Origin of the sequence: Caenibacillus caldisaponilyticus (genome assembly GCF_002003465.1) — a bacterium.
In the GTDB taxonomy this organism is placed as follows: domain Bacteria; phylum Bacillota; class Bacilli; order Bacillales; family Sporolactobacillaceae; genus Caenibacillus; species Caenibacillus caldisaponilyticus.
This window is the reverse complement of the sequence record NZ_BDDQ01000017.1, coordinates 19,693-38,601: the sequence shown is the minus strand read 5'-3', so window position 1 is coordinate 38,601 and position 18,909 is coordinate 19,693. Positions and strand designations below refer to the sequence as shown.

14 protein-coding genes and 2 pseudogenes are annotated in these 18,909 nt (G+C 45.1%); 4 read left to right on the top strand and 12 right to left on the bottom strand.

The genetic code is table 11. The features are described from left to right. The 8 genes from CCB157_RS06080 to CCB157_RS06040 form a co-directional block, all read right to left on the bottom strand. Positions 1-264: transposase (locus CCB157_RS06080; protein WP_193432265.1), on the bottom strand; the 264-nt coding region annotated here is incomplete at its 3' end. Between the two features lie 195 nt (positions 265-459). Next, a complete protein-coding gene (locus CCB157_RS06075) occupies positions 460-6,468 on the bottom strand; it encodes a DNRLRE domain-containing protein (protein WP_077615019.1) in 6,009 nt (2,002 codons plus the stop codon). A 298-nt stretch (positions 6,469-6,766) separates the two neighbouring features. Then, a complete protein-coding gene (locus CCB157_RS06070; RefSeq protein ID WP_077615018.1) occupies positions 6,767-7,258 on the bottom strand; it encodes a GNAT family N-acetyltransferase in 492 nt (163 codons plus the stop codon). Between the two features lie 302 nt (positions 7,259-7,560). Then, positions 7,561-7,950 carry a VOC family protein gene (locus CCB157_RS06065; protein WP_077615017.1) on the bottom strand — a complete coding sequence of 130 codons (390 nt, stop codon included), beginning with the start codon at positions 7,948-7,950 and terminating at the stop codon, positions 7,561-7,563. A gap of 378 nt (positions 7,951-8,328) precedes the next feature. After that, the gene (gene arsC, locus CCB157_RS06060; protein WP_077615016.1) at positions 8,329-8,748 is read right to left on the bottom strand and encodes an arsenate reductase (thioredoxin); all 420 of its coding nucleotides are present in this window, start codon (positions 8,746-8,748) and stop codon (positions 8,329-8,331) included. Positions 8,749-9,546: 798 nt separating this feature from the next. Next, entirely contained in the window at positions 9,547-10,191 is a 645-nt protein-coding gene (locus CCB157_RS06050; RefSeq protein WP_077615014.1) for an SDR family oxidoreductase, read from the bottom strand. 68 nt (positions 10,192-10,259) lie between these two features. Next, positions 10,260-11,225 (bottom strand): LLM class oxidoreductase, encoded by a 966-nt coding sequence (locus CCB157_RS06045; RefSeq protein ID WP_077615013.1) that lies wholly within the window; start codon positions 11,223-11,225, stop codon positions 10,260-10,262. Between the two features lie 204 nt (positions 11,226-11,429). Next, positions 11,430-11,732 carry an ArsR/SmtB family transcription factor gene (locus CCB157_RS06040; protein WP_077615012.1) on the bottom strand — a complete coding sequence of 101 codons (303 nt, stop codon included), beginning with the start codon at positions 11,730-11,732 and terminating at the stop codon, positions 11,430-11,432. Positions 11,733-12,098: 366 nt separating this feature from the next. Here CCB157_RS06040 and CCB157_RS06035 point away from each other — a divergent pair, with 366 nt between their 5' ends. Next, complete coding sequence (locus CCB157_RS06035; protein ID WP_077615011.1) at positions 12,099-12,968, top strand: fructosamine kinase family protein; 870 nt, start codon at positions 12,099-12,101, stop codon at positions 12,966-12,968. Between the two features lie 183 nt (positions 12,969-13,151). Here the strand turns inward: CCB157_RS06035 and CCB157_RS06030 are convergent. Further along, positions 13,152-13,520, bottom strand: a pseudogene (locus CCB157_RS06030) (GNAT family N-acetyltransferase); the annotation flags it as partial. 80 nt (positions 13,521-13,600) lie between these two features. Between CCB157_RS06030 and CCB157_RS06025 the strand changes: the two are divergent. Next, the gene (locus CCB157_RS06025; RefSeq protein WP_077615009.1) at positions 13,601-13,798 is read left to right on the top strand and encodes a FeoB-associated Cys-rich membrane protein; all 198 of its coding nucleotides are present in this window, start codon (positions 13,601-13,603) and stop codon (positions 13,796-13,798) included. A gap of 143 nt (positions 13,799-13,941) precedes the next feature. Beyond that, entirely contained in the window at positions 13,942-14,433 is a 492-nt protein-coding gene (locus CCB157_RS06020; RefSeq protein WP_238594616.1) for an NUDIX domain-containing protein, read from the top strand. A gap of 857 nt (positions 14,434-15,290) precedes the next feature. Here CCB157_RS06020 and CCB157_RS06015 read toward each other — a convergent pair. Continuing rightward, positions 15,291-15,797 carry an aminopeptidase gene (locus CCB157_RS06015; protein ID WP_274519619.1) on the bottom strand — a complete coding sequence of 169 codons (507 nt, stop codon included), beginning with the start codon at positions 15,795-15,797 and terminating at the stop codon, positions 15,291-15,293. 295 nt (positions 15,798-16,092) lie between these two features. On the opposite strand from CCB157_RS06015, the gene CCB157_RS06010 reads away from it, so the two are divergent. Next, positions 16,093-17,652, top strand: a complete 1,560-nt coding sequence (locus CCB157_RS06010) for a BCCT family transporter (RefSeq protein WP_077615007.1) — start codon at positions 16,093-16,095, stop codon at positions 17,650-17,652. Between the two features lie 93 nt (positions 17,653-17,745). Here the strand turns inward: CCB157_RS06010 and CCB157_RS18005 are convergent. Next, a pseudogene (locus CCB157_RS18005) lies at positions 17,746-17,955 on the bottom strand (hypothetical protein); the annotation flags it as partial. A 56-nt stretch (positions 17,956-18,011) separates the two neighbouring features. Further along, positions 18,012-18,896 carry a DUF1002 domain-containing protein gene (locus CCB157_RS06000; protein ID WP_077615006.1) on the bottom strand — a complete coding sequence of 295 codons (885 nt, stop codon included), beginning with the start codon at positions 18,894-18,896 and terminating at the stop codon, positions 18,012-18,014. Positions 18,897-18,909 lie beyond the last annotated feature (13 nt).

Here is an 18,909-nt window from a genome sequence, read left to right as displayed (position 1 = left end):
TTCAGTGGAAAACTCCCCATCCCTTGTCCGCGGCACGCGCAAGGTCAACCGTCCCACCCGAGTCGTCAATTGCCGGGGATAAGACCCGTTTCGATAGCCTTTTCGCTCCTCTGTGCGCTCATAACGGCCGGCGCCAAGTTGATCCGTTAACTGGGCTTCAAGGATTTGATTCAAGACCTGTTCCAACAGTTTGGCCAGTCCTTGATCTTGCGACAAGAACCCGTGCAGGATTTCATCGCTTATTGTAATATTGTATTGAGCCATAGTTGCTTTCCTCCTTTTTGTTTTTTGTTTTGGTCAATGTCCATTCTATCAAAGGGAAAGCAACGTGGCTCTTTTTACATTTCCTTTTTACACAATTTTACGGACTCAACTCAATCTAGAGACACTCCTGTGTGTGTTATAGTTATTCAAATTGATTCTTTAAATTGGAAAATATAAACAACCCTTAAACTTAAATTAAAACAATTTCTTTTTAATTTTAATTTTCCCATCCTTTTTACCGTCAAGTCTATCAAGGACTGTTGCAATTATTTTGCCAATATTCGTGTCATATATTTCAAATAAACTATTTACAATGAGCCCTAATGTACTTTTAGCTACATTGATTTTTGCCCTTTTTATGGCTTTATCTATATTTTCACGAATATAAACACGACCTAATAAATCTAGCCTTCTTACAGCAAAATATTCCTTTATTGCAACTCCAGCAGGAAACAATAATAATGCAAGATTGATAGCTCTCGCTACTGTTTTGACGCTTAATGTTATGTTTATTGTAAATTTACCGCTCGGATCTACATTCATCACAGGATTATTCTTAGCATAAGTATATCCATTTTGCGAAAGTGGATCATCATCATTACCAGGATGTGGATCCAGCGCTAAGAAATTCCCGTTTTCCGGATCGTAATAACGGGCTTTTAAGTAATAATGCTTTGTTTCACCGTCATAGTAATAGCCCGCATAGCGGATCGGGTTCTCTTTGGCTATGGTGCCATTTTCGCTTAAAACATTGCCGTAAGCGTCATACAGATAGGAACCGACCTCGTTACCGGATGAATCCAGAATAGAAATCACATCGCCGCGCTGATTCGTCCAAAAGTAATATGATGTGCTGACCCATTCTCCCGATGCATTTTGTTCTCTGATATTAAATCCAAGCGGTTTACCGTCTGAGTCCCATTGGTAATGAATACATTGTTTAACGGTTCCGTTGACACGGATAATTACCATCGAGAGATTATCTGATTCATAGTAATATTCATAGGTTTTTGAGCCGATGATTTTTTTGGTTCTGAGTCCATTTTCATCATACTCGTATTGAGCGATGACTGACCCCGATAAAGCCGTCACTTTAGTTAGTTGACCCATGGCGTTGTAAACATATTTGTAATTATCATCTTGCGTTAAATTCCCGTCGGGGTCGTAAACAAAAGGAACACCATTTTTTGTGACAATTTGATTTGCCTCATTATAAGTATACGTATTGGTTTTACCATTGACCGTCGCTTTGGTCCGATTTCCTACGGCGTCGTATTCATAAGTGTTCTGAGTACCATCCGGAAGCACTTCTTTTGTTAATTGGTTATTTTGATCATAGCTATAATTTGTAACCCCATTAGAGGAACTCTCTTTAATAATGTTTCCGGATTGGTCATATTGATAGGTATATTGTGCTGACGGCGTTGAATCGGTACCCTTCACATATTGGATGCTCTGGATATTGTTCCCCTCGTCAAGACTGGTTACTTGTTTAAATAAACCATTGTTTACATCGATCGTATTTTTGCGATTTATTAAATCATAAGAATAATGATATCGGTCTGTTGTTGCATTATTTGGTGTAAAAACGGTAGTTGTTACATCTTTAATTTTTCCTTCATCCGTATAACTATAAGAGGTCAACCCCATCCATTGTTGGTTATTTTCAGTATAATAAAAGCCATATGCATATATAGAATCATCATCATTATATAGATATCTAAGTTCAAAATTGCCTTGATTATATTGCGATAATTGATCATCATCCGTGTAGACATACTGTTTTTGAACGATGCTCTTATTGGTTACTAAATCTCTAAAATCACTGGAGATGAGTTGACCGTCAACGTTATAGTTATTTGTCAAGGCAAATACATCCTGATTATTTTGGGTAACGGTTTTAATGGCCAATTGGTCTTCACTATTGTATGTGTAACGCTCTTTGATCCCGGAATTTTTGATTGTTGTTTTCAAATTCCCGTTTTGATCATATTCATATTGTATCTTCATTTTTTGTTGACCGGAGACGGGCATTTCAACACTTGTCACTTGGTCATTGCCATTATACGTATAGGTCTTTTGGCGACCCAAGGCATCGGTTAAAGACAACATATTTCCGTTATCATCATAAGTGTACCTTGTTTTATTGCCCTTTCCATCCGTGACCGATGTAATAAGATCCGTAAAAATTGGATCATATTCATATGAAATGGTTCTGCCGGCCCCATCCGTTTTGGAAATGACTTGTCCGTAATCGTTGTAACTCGTAGATGTTGTGTTTCCCATTTCATCGGTTTCAACAATGCTATTGTCCGTATAGACAGTCTGGATAAACGTATGATTCGGATAAGTGACCTTAATCTGCCGCCCGTAAGCATCGTATTGATATTCGGTGACTTCTTCGCCAACTCGTGACCTGATGAGGTTTCCATGGGAATCGTAATCATTATATGTTTTTTTTCCTGACGGATCCGTTTGAACAATTAAATGGTTTTGACCATCATATTGATAAGTGGTCACTTTTCCTTCTTTATCCACGTACTGAATCACGTTTCCTTGATTGTCATACGTACGGGTTTCGGTGTTGCCATCCGCATCGGTCGTCTCTATAACATTATAATTCGTATCATATTTAACCTTGGTGGTTGAGCCGTCATCATTTGTCGTTTCTGTCACCGCGTAAGTCTGGTTTGCGGTATCTCGTTTATAAGAAGTCGTTCTCCCTTCCGTATCGCTGACCTGATACAGATTATTTTTGTAATCGTAATCATATGTCGTCGAAACCGATTCGGCCCCCGGAGATTGAGGTGTTAAAATCGTCAATTCATTATCCTCATAACTAAACGTATTGACATTTCCCTTTGCATCCGTAAATTCGGACAATTGGTCATTTTCGTCATCATAATCAAATGTGTTGGTTAAGGTTCTTGTTGTACCGGTCGCTTTTGTGACGGTGCCGATGAGCTGATTATTACTATTATATTGATACTCCAGCCAACGATCTTTGAAGGCCACCTTATTGATCATGCCGTTTGTATTGTAGGATATCTTGATGCTGTTCCGTACGGTATTTCCAGCAGCGTCCACCTCCGCGATTTCCGTCAACTGATTCCCGGTGTATTTGAAACGAATTTCATTATTGTTCATATCCTTATATGCATACAGCCGAAAGCGGTTGGCATTGCTGGGATCCTGTTCAAACAACTTTGAGAATCCATCTTTATCCATTATCCGATAACCTGAAGTTCCGTTGACGGTTTCGTTAGTCAACGACAAATATTTTCCCTTCGGTGAACGATAGGAGCCATCGCTGGAATTGTAAACAAATTCGTGTCTTGTTCCGTCCTCATCATAATAATAAAGGTTGGAAGACGCCTCCTTCTTCACTAACGATTCATTTCCCGCGAATGTCCATCCTTTGCCAAAGGCAGACGATTGAGTTGAGCGGGAATTGTAATATCTCGTAAAGTCAAAACCTAACGTGCCGCGGGTGTATAAAGATTGATCCGTAAAACTCAACACCATATTGCCGGTCGTTACATTGACCGATGCTGTTGCATTATTACTCAGTTGATGGGTTCCATAGGTGAAGTAGTCTTCTAACCCTAATAGATCCTCTTGGTTGGGAATATTGCCCAACTTTGTCGCAGAAGGCGCGCTGAGCCCCCGATCACCCGTCATCTTTTCAGCTTCGGAGGACGGCGCTGTTTCCGCTGTATAACGGTAAGCTCGCACTCGAATTTGGTAAGCTTTTTTATCAATTAGCGTTTGAGAGGCACCGATCTCCTGATATTGTTTCGTTGGATCAACCGGCAAATCGGTAATACCATCGAATAGTGAGATCCCGGCTGTGTTCCAGGAAGTGGTTTTTCCAACATCAAAGGATTTATAATTTTTGCCGTCATAAAGCTCCACTCTATAGCCACCGGCGCCTGTAACAGGACTCCAAGTGATATTTAATGCCCCTTTATTATTGACATAATCAGTCACTTCACCACTAACATTCACATTTTTCGGGGTCTCAAGCGGTATATAGCCATACTGTGACTCGGAAAATGGCGTGGTTCCCAGATCACAAACCGCTTTTATTCGAATGGAATAACGATGGAAGTATGTGTAATCTCCTCCATCTTTAGAAGCATTCACATACACAGGGTTTGGGTCGATAGGCAATTCCGCTCCCGTTTTATCTTTATGCAGAGCATATTTTCCTTGTGCGATTTCACTATCGGTTGGCCAGACCTTTTGCCCTTTCGTAGACCAACTGGTGGTATTCCCGACATTGAATTCTTCGTAGTGTATCCCATTATAAATCAATACTTTATATCCTGTTGCGCCTTCTACGGGATCCCACGAAATATCCAACCAACCTCTTCCCTTGTTCGTCGGATCGGTCTCGGGATAGGCGTAAGCTTTTACGGTCGGCATGTTAGGCGTATCCACAAGATTGGCAGGAATCGCTTTCTTGACTTCCGATGAGGCTGGGCTGTCTCCACTCTCATAATGGGCAATAACCCTAAATCCATATTCCTTTCTAGTGGTGGTCGTTCCGCTTTTCGCACTGTAGAATTTACTGGGATCTGTTGGTAATTCTTCTCCTGAACCATCTAGCTTATAAGTTGAACTTGTGGAATAAGGGGCTTTAGGAAATATTTTTTTTGATTTTGATGTCCAACTGGTGGCCGTACCTTTATAAACCGTTTCGAATCCTTTTCCATCATACATCTGAAGTTCATAGGATTTAGCACCATATACTGAGGGCCAACTGACGTTCACATAGCCAGTGGTTTTCCCGTCTGCATATTGCGTCGCTGATACGGTTGGGCTTTTCATTGTTGGATAATGATATGAGATGATGATTTTAGCCTTATTTGGGCTTTCAGCAGCGGTGATTTTTTTCCAATAAGTTTGTCCATTTCCGTTCGTATGAAATTTGAATCCATAGTTTGGAATATCGCCGTCTACCATGGATTGAATCGTACTGGTTACATTAAACGAAGCCCATTGATCGCGGGCAACCTTAGTGCTCGTAATATTGGTTGAGCTAGGTTTATTATTCCATGTTAATTCATCCACATACCATGGACCATTTACACGATCAACCCATAGCCCCGTTGGGGTCGTTGCGTAATACGCATGCGTTACATAAACTTTTAAAGTGGCGGAGTCAATGATGGCACCCTTTAAATCTCCTACAATACTAAACTTTATAAATGCGTAATTCGTTCCAGTTGTGCTGTCATATTTTCCAACTTTTAAAACGTATTCTCCTTGAGAAGAATCCCATTCTTTATTGTAGTTCGTGTTAGGATAGGCACTGGATACAAAGGTATCTCCTAATGCATCAATGGTAACTGAAGGGTCAATGTAAACAGGATAAACGCGATCCGGAGATTCGAGCCATTTTTTGTCCACGACGAGCTTAATATTGTATTGATTTTTTCCTAGTTTCGACAATTCATAATGTAAATCTCTTGATTGAACGCCGTTTCCCAATCCGCTATTATAATTCGAGTCTTCCATGATCGGACTGGGCAATTCAAAGACCTTATTTTTAAATTTTTTGTCCTTGTAGAATCCGATTGATCCATTTTCTTCCATACGCGGCGTTAGACGCGTCGCCACTTCATAATTAAATTCATTAATGCCTTGATAACTTTTGATGATCCAATCCTCTTTTACTTCATTATTGAATGAAACATGACGAAGGTTAATGCCTGGAAAAACTTCTTCATACATGATTTTGTTTTCTTCATACTTGGTTTTATCGGATTTATTCGGCAAGTATTTTTGTTCGCCATCGGAAGCCGTTATATTTAAAAACGTTAATTCGTCTTTTCCAAATCTGTATTTTATTTTTTTCCCTTTAACCATTTTTTTAGGATAAGTGGCTTCCAGTTTAGTTAGCTCAGTTTTGAATGCTTCTTCAGTTTTATCTTCTTTAAGTTTTGTAGAAATTTCCTCCCATTTGCCATTAACTTTTGTATGGATGGGTTCAGCATATATTTCTTTCGTGAAATTCCCCTTATCATCTACGAATGTTTTGGAATACTCATCTCTTTCTGAAACAATTTCTTTTAGATTATTATCTGTGTTCATTGTTGTTGATTCTTTCGGTTGTTCAGTTTCTGCTCTGGAATAAGTGGGTAAAACAGATAAAAACAAAGCGATACTTAGAATTACACATATAAACCTTTTTAACATTTATTACTCTCCTTGTGGATATAATATTAATCAATTATTACCAAAAAATAAGCAGATAATCTATTATAATTTTTCGTCATATTTCGCTATATTTCTCTATTGGTAAGATTTTTAAAACTAGATTGACAGGATGAGAAAAACAATGCTAGCATTCCGTAAAATACCAAACGGGAAATGAAGTGTTCGGGAAACCGATATTTGCGGCCAATTTTTTGAAGAAATATTTATGCCGGACCGACGTTCTGTCAGTCCGGCACTTATTATGTACAGATATGCAAGACTTACTTTTCGCTGACGATCAGTCCACGCCAACAATTTGGCTGCGGCGTTCGAGCCACACCACATCGCGCCATACGCCATTCAGCTTTCCGATGCGTTTCCGAATGCCGACTTCACGAAAGCCCATGCTGAGATGCAGGCGTAGGCTCGGAATGTTTTCGGGGAAAATGCCCGCATTCAGTGTCCAAAATCCTTTGGCTTCCGATTCTTTGATCATGGCTTGGAGAAGTTGTTTGCCGACACCTTTTCCGCGGCTTTCGGCCCGTACATACATGCTCACCTCGCCAACCCCTTTATACGCACAACGGTCAGATGCCCGGCTCACCTTGCACCAGCCTTGAATACCCGCTTCATTTTCAGCGACCAAACATAAATCGTCCGCAATGGCCGCTTCCCATTTTTCGTAGGGCGGCGCGGCCGTCTCAAACGTGGCATTTCCCGTCGCTATCCCTTGCTCATAGATCTCCTTCACTTGCAGCCAATCCTCTTTGCGAAAGCGGCGAATGTTCATATGTGCCATCACTCCCAAAAGTTCACTCCGATAAACTCGCTCTTTTTAAGCAGATTTGTACTTATATCGCAGAGCGAAACATCACACCCGCATGCGTGAGGTCAGATTGATTGCGGGCGTCGGCTTATTCTCTATTTCTATCCTAGTACAACATGTTTGAAATTTTAAGGTTATATGGCATTAATGACCGCTAACCGGAACATATCTGGGTATACGTTGAAAAACCCAGCTCCGGTCACGGAAGCTGGGTTAACAGATATTTACAGCCTAAAGTTATTTAGATGAGATTCTCTTTTCAGCGATTACTTTTTCAACCCTGAACCAAATCCAATCACATACCCATCCAAATCTCGTACGGAGAAATCTTTCCATATGCCCCAATCAAATTCACTTGTTGCAGGCTCTGAATGGATGATGGCCCCATTAGCCTTCAGCTCTTCGTAGAGCGCATCCAATTCTTCATGAGTTTCAACATACGCATAGGTATTCCAAGTCCCTTTGTTAGGCCGAACATCTTCTGCATTTTTCGCTTGAACCAATTTAAAACCTAATCCAAAATTATCGCGGATCGCCCATTGCTCATTCACTTCGCATCCCAAAGCCTCTTCATAATACTTTTTCGCCTTCTCGTAATCTGAAACCAACAAAACGGTCAGTGAATTTTGAATCTTGGCTTTGGCTTGCTGCGCCACAGGAAAACCTCCTTAAATTTTATCACTGTTATATATTCTATAACCCCACAAATATTCCTTTCTCGAGAAGTTGGCATTGGTCCAGCTGAATCACAACACGCACCGTTCATAACAACTTTGGAAATATGATAACCGAACTCTTGTAGAATCGGGAAAAGGAGATGTTTTTTATTGAGATGAGGAGCACGAGGGATGCAGTCAAGGAAATCGCTGATGGTGTCTTCGGAATTGCGATCTAAGATTCGTCTTGGAACTCGTACAACAACTGTTACCTTATAAAAAGGGCAAATGAGAAAGTCCTTTAATAAAAAACGGAGCCTGGTGTAGGCTTCCCGGCTCTCGTTGTGCAATGTTATGCGGAGGTTGACACGACGTTCATCATTCCCCGGTTTCCGCAAAGCGCTTGATTCTTTCACCGATCTCATCGCGCACGCGTCGGAACACCGCCGATTTTTCTTCTTCCGTTCCCGCTGCCTTGGCAGGGTCGTCGAATCCCCAGTGCATGCGTTTAACGTGCGGAGGGGTCACCGGGCAGTGCTCCGCGGCATGACCGCATAATGTCACGACCAAATCCGCTTTGTTTAAGAGCTCAGGTTGAATGACATCAGAGGTTTGGTGGGAAATATCAATGCCGACTTCCTGCATCGCTTTGACGGCGTTCGGATTCAAGCCGTGCGCTTCAATGCCGGCGCTGTAAACTTCCCATTCGTCACCGAGATATTTTTTGGCCCAGCCTTCCGCCATTTGGCTGCGGCAAGAGTTTCCCGTGCACAGAAAATACAGGATCTTCTTTTTCATCGGACTCGGCTCCTACTTTTGAAGGTACAACTCTTTTTGTGATTACAAAATAAAAAAGCATTCTTATGGCCGTTTTCCCAATTAACATTATAACTCATTTTAAATGGTAGCTCATGATATGCATCATCAAGAGCACATGGCATTGCGTGGACAAATGAAAAACTTCTATTTCGTGCTCGATGACAAAGGATGCTTCTGAAACCGACCGGAATGTCCTTTTGTAAAGGCTTTGTGAATCATCATGATGATAATCTCAAAAATTTGAATGGAACCCGTTTAACAGGGTTCCATGGCTTTTAGTATTGATAATGGAAATATAAATGAGACTTATGTGTTCCATATTTTTTTAAATAACATGGTATATGTTAGTGCAAGTACAGATTGTGAAATGAGGACTAATGATACAATGAATGTATGGACGTTATGGTCTAACGCGCTTAATATCGCCATCATGAATCCAATTAAAAGAAACAGCACACTAAGGAAAGGCATAACCTTGCTTAATGTTTCGAATGTTTTGTTCATAATCAATTTTCCCCCACTATACTTAATAATACGTTCTTAATGGGCGAAGGTTTCATAAATTGGAAATAAACAACATTCCGCCATTATTTACCTTAATAGAATCATTATCCTTCTGTTTTCCATAGTAACAGTTCTATGCAATCTGTACAATAGTATCTTTGGCGCTCCATTTCTTTTTAGCTCAAGGCTTTCACCTCGCTTTTGTAAAAAAGAGAGGCATGCGACAAATCGCATACCTCTCTCCCGCTGCTCGTCGTTCCGGTTTTTCAATCTTTAGAGCGTTTTGAGGGCTTCTTGGATCGGTTGCTCGCCGCTCAAGAGCTCAAACGTTTTGTTTTTGGCGTTTTCGACATCCAAGCAAGAAACGAGGACTTCCGCCACATCGCCGCGCGGAATGTTTCTGCCTTCAACGCTGTCGAAATGCTTCGCGATTTCGACTTTCCCCGTAGCGAGTTCAAAGCTCAAATAGCCCGGCCGGACGATGGTATACGTCAAGCCGCTTTCGATGAGGTGTCGGTCCGCTTCCCCTTTGGCTTTAAGGTAATGGCCCAAATTGGGCAAGGCGTCCGGATCGCCGGCGCCGTAGGAACTGAGCATCACAAAATGCGCGATCCCCGCTTTTTTCGCGGCATCGATCAAGCGTTTCGCTCCTTCTTGGTCGACGGAAATGGTCTTGTCCGGACCGGTTTGGGAACCGGAACCGGCGGCGAAAATCACGGCATCCATGCCTTTGACGGCATGGGAGACATCCCCTTCGAGATCGGCCACGATGGCCTCTTTGGCGCCGAGTTGTTTCAACGATTCGGCCTGAGCGGCATCCCGTATCATGGCATACGCTTCATGCTGCGGACTCTTCCCCAGCCGCTCAACAATCAATCGGCCGGTATGACCGTTTGCGCCTGCAATCAAGACCTTCATGCTCCCACTCCTTTTTAAAATTTTTGATTCGGTTGCTGACTTCAAGGCAATCCCATGCTGCGCTGGGCTTATGCGTCCTTCGCTTCGTCGGACGTGATGGCCGGAAAGTGCGGGACCACTTCTTCGCCGAGTTCTTCCAATACTTCATCGACGGGCCGATGGCCGTATTTCAAGTTGATGATCACGTGATTGACCCCGGCCGTTTTCAAACTGTGAAGGAACGCAATAAGCGGGTTGCGCCCGATGCGGAAACCGAGGTGAATGGGAAGCGGCGGATGATCCGGATCCTCGGTCAAATCGACGTAGAGGGATTGGCCGAAGGGTTTAAACCGATCGGTTTTTGCACGCCAATTTTTGATCAGTTCCGCTTGGAATTGCAAGTTCCGCGGATAATACAGCCAACCGTCGCCGTTTTCGGCAATCCATTCAATGGACTGCGAACTGTGTCCGGTGACGAGCATCGGTATGTCGGCGCATTGCGGTTTCGGGATCAGATCACCGCCCGACATGTGCACGCGCGGCGATTCGATCACCGGAAAGTGCTCGCGCCAGACTTTTTTCATGACCGTAACCGCTTCTTGAAACAGCAGGACGCGTTCTTCCGGATTGACCGAAAACGCCGGAAATTCGATGGGGCGATCGCCGGTCGCTACCCCGAGAATCAAGCGCTCGCCGGACATTTTATCGACGGAAGCGGCGGCTTTCGCCACATGCAGCGGGTGGCGAAGCGTAAGGATAATGCTCGCGGTGCCCAAAGCGATGTGTTTCGTATGGGCGGCGAGATACCCTAAATACACCCACGGGTCATAAATTTGGCCCACATCCCCAAAGTTCGGATCATGGAACGGAACATCTCGGACGTACAAGGCCGCGAAATGGAGTTCTTCCGCTCTTTTGGCCAATTGCATTTGCTTTTCGATGTTCATCTCCGGAATGCTGCCTTCGTAGGATTCGATGGGAAAGAATAACCCGAGCGTCAAATGGTTTTCTTTAAACGTGCGTCTGTAGCCTTTATGCTGAGCAAAACGGTTCATGGACTGACCTCCACATCCTCTTTTATTTTACGTCGTTCAGCTTGGTTTCACGCGCCAAGCAATATGCAGGAACTTCTTTCATGTTTGCGGAACGGGGCCATGATCCTATCCTCCTGTATCATTATATATAAATATCTAGAATTATCGATATGATAATATAAAAATGAACGACTTTCAATGACCGCGCTTGCGCGGTGCGTACCGTCATAAATCCTCGGATAACCTTTCGATCATTTTCTGGATGTTTTCCTCATCCCTTTTATAATACGTCCATTGCCCCTTCCGCTTGGCCTTGATCAATCCGGCGTTTTGCAGCATGGACAGGTAAAGGGACACCGTGGATTGCGACAACCCGACCTTTTTTTGAATGTCGCTCACGCACACCCCGTCTTCGCGGATATCCCCGTGTTGCGGCATCGGAAAATGCTGTTCAGGATTTTTCAGCCATTTGAGGATTTGCAGCCTCGTTTCATTGGACAAGGCTTTAAACACTTCTAAAAGCTCCATGTCGACCTCCAAGTACGTGCTCGCTTCATAAAACTAAGTCCAAGTGCCATTTTTATTATATTATAACAATGTCCCGAAACGCGAACGCGATGCCTCATGTTTCTAAAAACGCGGCCTGTTCCCGAATGCCTTGCATTCAGCGGTTTTTAAGCGATGCCGTTTTTCACGGCGATCATTTGGACTCCCCCCATCCGCTGTGCAATAGCACTGGCACATCTACAGCCCATTCTTGTAGTACAATAATCTTACGGTATGTCGTTCTTCAGCCATAGCCTCTCGATCAAACCCTTTTCCTCGCGATACCAGTCCTATACAAAAAATCGACTGCCAAAACGCAGAACGATTTAGAAACGGAGGATGTGCGACATGAATGTGTTGGAAATTCTCCGGGAGGCGCTGGATGCGGTCGGCGATCGAACGGCCATCCGGCAATATCGCCGTGTCCGCGGCGGCGATATCAACGAGTCGTTTTTTGTCCAAAGCGAGCGGCAACCGTATTTTGTTAAGTTGCGCCGCACCTATCCGCCCCGCTTTTTTCACTGCGAGGCGGCGGGGCTTGAAGCGCTTCGCCAAACCGAAGCGGTTCATGTTCCCGCGGTTTATGGCGCAAAAGAAACGAAGGATTATGGCGTTCTCGTTCTCGAATGGATTGAAGGAAACGAAACGAGCCTAACGGCCGAACAGCTCGGACATGCCGTCGCCAAGCTGCACCAATGCGAAGGCCCCGCGTTCGGCTTTGCGGAAGACAATTTTATCGGGCTTCTTCCGCAACAGAACGGATGGTATGACTCCTGGATCGATTACTACCGGGAACGCCGCCTGCTTCCGCAGATGAAACGGGCCGAAGAAAAAGGCCGGATGCCGCTCGGCCGGCGAAAAAAGCTGGAGGCACTCATGTCCTCCCTTGAAAAATGGCTCCCGAAAGACGCTACCCCTTCTTTGCTGCACGGCGATCTTTGGGGCGGGAATTGGCTGGCCGGCGCAAACGGCGTCCCCTATTTGATTGATCCCGCGGTTTTTTATGGGCATCATGAGTTCGAAATCGCCTTTACCGAATTGTTCGGCGGCTTTCCGCAACGCTTCTACGAGGCGTATAACGAACAGCGGCCGTTATCTCCGGAATACGAGGAGCGCAAGCCGCTGTATCAGCTTTTTTATCTGCTCGTTCATTTAAATTTGTTCGGAGAGACCTATGGCCGAGCGGTCGACCGCATTTTGGAGCGGTACGTCGGGTGACCCCCTTCGCTGGGCGCGCCTCTTTTCGCCCGGAATCTTCCAAGGCACAACACCCTCCATTTGACGGTGGGGAATGCCAAGATGCCCGCACCGACAACCATGATTTGGGATGATTCTCGCATCCGCATCAAACGGCTCACTCGTTATGGCGATCAGCCGTTTTTAAAGGAAAAGAAAAAGGAATCAATCCGAATCGTCCGGGTTCACGAGCGCAAAATGCCAATGATCTTCCCATTTCCCGTTTATCTTCACGCTTTTTCTGGATAGTCCTTCCTTGAGAAATCCTCCTTTCTCCAAAACGCGGATCGATCCGATATGATGCGGCATAACCCCCGCTTCAATGCGGTGGATCTTGAGAATTCTGAAGGCAAAGTCAACGATCAGGCGCACGGCTTCGGTTGTATAGCCGCGCCCATTGTGGGCGCGGTCGACATAATAGCCCAGCCAACAGGATTGATAAGGGCCGCGGGCCACTTCGGTCAACTCGATGATGCCGATCAACTCATCATGACCCGCGAGGAAAATGCCGAACGTGTATTGCTCATCCTTTTCCCTCTTCGCCGCGGCCTATGTCGTCGCCTTGATCATTTATTGGACGGGCAAACTCATCTTTTAGCGAGGAATGGTGCGAAATGATCGCAAGCTTCATCATTGGATCGTTGATTTTTACTTACGCCGCCTGGATGTTGGTTTCGTTCTTTAAAAAAAGCAGGCAAGGCAGATGTGCGGCTTGCACCTTGAAAGATTCGTGTACGTCCGGTTGTTCCGTGGTGAGCCGGGAAGAGCGGCAGGCGATCCTCCACCGTTCGAACCGCTCTTCCCATCGTTAAGGAAAACGCTCGGATGCGCCATCTGGCGTTCGTTCTTCGAAAAAAGTAAAATGACCCAGAGGATGAAAAGTTGGCCGTTAACGTTTAAAATCGTACGAGCGGCTGAAGAATGGGGGAAAAAATAAACAGGCGGAGGGAACGGTGTGAAGCAAACGATATATGTCAATTGGGGCGGGCAAAACGTGAAGCTCACATGGATGCCATCGGCTCCGTTGCCTGATCTGGATAAAATCACCAGTGTGCACGGATTCTGTTTCTATCAAAATAAAATTTTATTGATTCACGTCAAAGGCAGAGGGTTTAACCTTCCGGGTGGCCATGTGGAACCCGGCGAATCGCCGGAGCAAGCTTTTCACCGGGAAGCCTTTGAAGAAGGCTGTGTCAAAGGCCAGATCAACTATTTAGGGATGATTGAAGTGAATCACGAGGAGAATCCCCTCTTTGACCCTGACGGCAAGTATCCGCTCATTGGCTATCAATTGTTTTATAGAATGGAGATCACACAATGTTTCCCCTTTTCGCGCCGGCATGAAACCGTGACGCGCATATGGGTGGAACCGGAAGAAATACCTTACGTGATCAACGATCATGCGTTAATCCTACAGATTATGGATGAAGCCTTAAAGATGGCCTGATGCCTTCAATGCCGCGATGGGCTGGTTGATAGAAAACGGCAATCGTTCTATCAATCGGCTTTTTATTTTATGGCGCGCCAAGCGAAACGAAGGGGATTGCGATAAAAGATTGATAAGCAACAAAAAATTATTAAAAATTTTTATTTGTTATTGTATGATAAACTTGATGGCTCGGATCAAGGCGGCTAAGTCCGGCCCTTCACGACTTCGCGTCAACGTAAATCACATTGACGCCCGCGTTTCAAAAACTGCCTTGCCGACATGAGAACATGCCCGGAAAACTCAGCTTCCGCAGTCAAGCCGTGATCGTTGGATGGCGTTAATTAAAGGAGTGAGCACATGCACGGCCATCTTTATTTTTTGACGCACGTCGTCCCATATTTCTTCGTTTTGATTTTAGCGATAAAAGTCGCTCTTTTGGGATTGCTCGTTGCTTCTGCATCAAGTACTTGAGAAAACGAAATAACGGATAATGCTTGATACTGCCGTGTCGTATCAATTTTGCGCTTCCAGCTTCTCATGCTCATCATGCCGGATCGTTTATAAGCTGATTTCCGCGTCCCTCACCCTTTGTCCGGATCTTTCAGAGCATGATGCAGGCAAACGCCATCCTTCTCAACCCAATTCGATTCACGCTTAGCTCGGTTACGTGTCCTTAGCATCATTGGAAGCCATCACGCTGCATGGATTGGCTTGCCGCTTCGGATTGGCAGCCTCGATGGCTTTTTAGCCGGCAAAGTGGAGATCCTTTTCCCATCGCGACACGAAACATTAATGGCGCATCCGGCACTCAGATGTTTTTTATCAAGGCGCGGACGCTCCACTTTCTCATGCCCCGGTACATCCAGAGCCAATCTTTAAAACACCCATTCCCCATTTTTCTGCACCAGCTTGTCGTCCAAGTAGATTTCACCGTCGTTATTCAGATTTTTTACCATATCCCAATGGTTCGCCGATTGTTTTCCCGGTTGTTCATAAGCGGCGCCGACCGCTAAATGAACGGAGCCTCCGATTTTTTCATCGAACAGAATGTTTTTCGACGGTTTGGTAATGCCATAGTTGGTGCCGATGCCGAATTCGCCGAGATAGCGGGCGCCTTCATCCGTATTCAAAATTTTTCCAGAAATTCCCGCCCCCTTTTCAGCCGTCGCTTCCACGATTTTCCCTTCTTTAAACGTCAGGCGGATGCCTTGAAATTCACATCCGCCGTAAACCGTCGGCCAATCGTAAAAAATGGTGCCCACCGTTTTCAGGTGATTCGGTGTAAAATAAAATTCCCCGTCCGGAACGTTTCGCCTGCCGTAACTGACGATGGCTTTACGCCTTTCGATGTCAACGGTGATATCGGTTCCATCCGCCACAATTCTCGCCGTTTTCGCTTCTATCGATAGAAATATTTGCTAATAAGAGTTGCAGCTCCTTATTACACTAAATTTGAAATTGATGATAATCGGGCTTCTTAAAACTCAGGAGGGAAGATTATAATGCATTCCGGAGGATTTTTAAGGAAATAGGTGGATAATTCTTGTCAGCGGTCCTCTCGCCGTTGATTCATGGTATACACAGTTATACCCTTGTATATGCAATTTTCATTCCATTTAAGACAGGTGTAAAATATAGAAAGAAATATTATATCATGAAAAACGGAAAGGGGATAGTGTGAATAAAAAAATTATTGATTGGCCAACATTCATCGGCGCTTTAGTGTTGTTGCTTCTTGTCGTGGTGCCGCTTTCCGTCTTTCCTGTTCAAGGAAAAACGATTGTGTTGGCGGCGAATAATTTTATCACGCAAAACTTTGGTGTGGTTTACCTCGTCATGGGACTCTCCGCGTTGGTTTTCCTCTTGTTTGTCGCTTTCAGCCGTTATGGAAAAATCAAGCTGGGAAAACAAAATGAAAAACCTGAGTTTTCCACGTGGTCGTGGGCAGCCATGCTGTTCTGTGCCGGCATCGGTTCTAGCATCCTATATTGGAGCGTCATTGAGTGGGCGTATTATTATCAAACGCCGCCGTTTGGCATTGAGCCGGGAACCCGGGATGCCATCCGCTGGGCGTCCACTTACGGCCTCTTTCACTGGGGGCCGATTGCATGGGCGATTTATTGCGTACCCGCTTTACCGATTGCTTATTTTTTATACATTAGAAAAAAACCCATCTTGAAAGTAAGCGAAGCGTGTCGGCCGGTTTTGGGAAAACTTGTAGATGGTCCCATCGGAAAAATTCTTGACATTTTATTTCTGTTCGGACTGTTAGGTGGAGCCGGCACGACCTTGGCCCTTGGAACCCCCTTAATCGCTGCGGGTATCCATGATTTGACCGGGCTTCCGGAAAATACGGTGTTGCGCACCTTTGTATTGCTATTTTGTACCGTGATTTTTGCCACCAGCTCTTACACGGGACTGCGCAAAGGCATCAAATATTTGAGTGACCTTAACGTTTGGCTTGCGTTCTTCCTAATAACCTTCGTATTGATCGCCGGTCCGACCGTATTTTTATTTGAAACAACGGTGAGCGCAGTTGGACGAATGCTAAATAATTTTTTCAGCATGAGCACCTTTACGGAACCTTTCAATAATTTAGGCCCATTTAAACGAACGGGATTCCCAGAATCATGGACGGTTTTTTATTGGGCATGGTGGCTTGTTTATGCACCGTATATGGGTTTATTCGTCGCAAAAATTTCCCGCGGGCGCACGATCAGGCAAATGATTATCGGCACGATTTTATATGGATCCATCGGATGTATTTTGTTCTTTGGCATTCTCGGCAATTACGCGCTTTATTTGTATTTGTCAGGTCAATTGAATGTTGTCGAAATTTTAAATGCATCCGGTGCACCGGCAGCGATTTTGGCGGTCTTGCATCAGCTGCCGCTTCATAACCTGGTCGTTTTTTTATTCGTCGTGCTTGCGATCATCTTTTTGTCTACGACCTTTGATTCAAGCTCTTACATTCTGGCGTCCGTCGTGCAGAAACGGATCAATGATGAACCGTTGCGTTGGAATCGATTGTTTTGGGCGTTTGCGCTCTCACTACTGCCGCTTGTGCTCATGTATCTCGGAGGTCTTACCACCTTGCAATCCGCCAGTATCGTCGGCGGTTTCCCGCTTATCTTCATCATGGGTATGCTCGGTGTTTCATTCATTAAAGCCGTCAAAAGTGATGAAATGAAAGCCGCAAAGAAAGAGAACCCAAAACTTAACAAAGAAGCCGGCTAAAGGCAAACCGCCATCCTTTAAAAAACGGATGGCGGTTATTTGTATCTTCAGGCAGGACTTCTCCCAGTTCCTCGCCTGATGAAAGGGACTACGCCCGAAGATCTCTTCCGAATTCTTATTGATCTCATCAATGATACTAATAATCTTCCGCGCGTCATCCAAGTTGTCTTTAAAGAGTTCAACGATGCTGCCGTAGGTTAAAGGTTCTTCCTGCAAAACCTTTTTATCCAAAACATCGTTTTTCACAAAGTCATCGATGATGATTTGGACGAAGCGGCTTTGGTTCAGGTTGAGCCGTTCGCTCCCGAAAACGCCTCACAATAACGCGTCAAAGTCCGCCTCGAATTTCACGAACCCGATCATTTAAACAGCGAAGCGATGGCGTCGATGATCGAGCGGAGAAAGTCCAACAGTTTGTCGAAAAAGCCTTTGGCTTCATCGGATTGAAGCGCGTCGCGGAATTTGTCCTTCACCTTTTGCAACTGGTTGCCGACTTGATCCCAATTGATGTTGAGATCTTTCATTTTGTCGAAGAGCGCGACGAGGCGCTGGACGTCCTGGTCGTTCAATTGGACGCCGGTTTGATCGGCCGCATCGCGGACGATGTTTTCAATCTCGCCTTTCGTCTCGGGTTGGGCTTTCGCCATCTTATCTTTGATCACGGTGATCAATTCGGCCGCTTTATCCTTCCCGATCCCCTTTTCATCGGCCAGTTTCGCGGTCGTCACCATTTCTTCGTTTGCCACTTTCTTTTGTTCTTCCGGAATGACCTTGCCCGTCGACGTTTCATATGCTTTGATCAGACCGGTCAAAGCGGCGGTCCCCGAGACGTCGAACGGCGCCGTGATGTAAATCTGGGCGTCTTTCACACCGGCCGTGGCCAAAGCGTTAATGTACATGTCATCGGTCACATAGGTGATGTGGCGCGTGCTGACCGAAAGGCCGGAACCCTTTTCGCCGATGGTGATTTTCGACGAACTGATCGCCCGGGAGCCGATTTGCGCCTTCGGCAAATAGTTATCAAGATATTTATGTTCTTCGGCGTTGGTCACCTCGATGATTTGCGCTTGATTCGGGTCGACGCCCATTTCTTTCAAAATGGCGTCCTTTTGTTGCGGCGTCAAATCAGCGCCAAGCGTGACGATGACATCGCCCGGCGACGAGTCGGCGCGCGTCGCCGCCGGCGCCGCGATCGTGGTGACCAAGAGCGCGGATAGGACGGTCAAAAGGATTTTCTTCCACATCGGTGATCCTTCC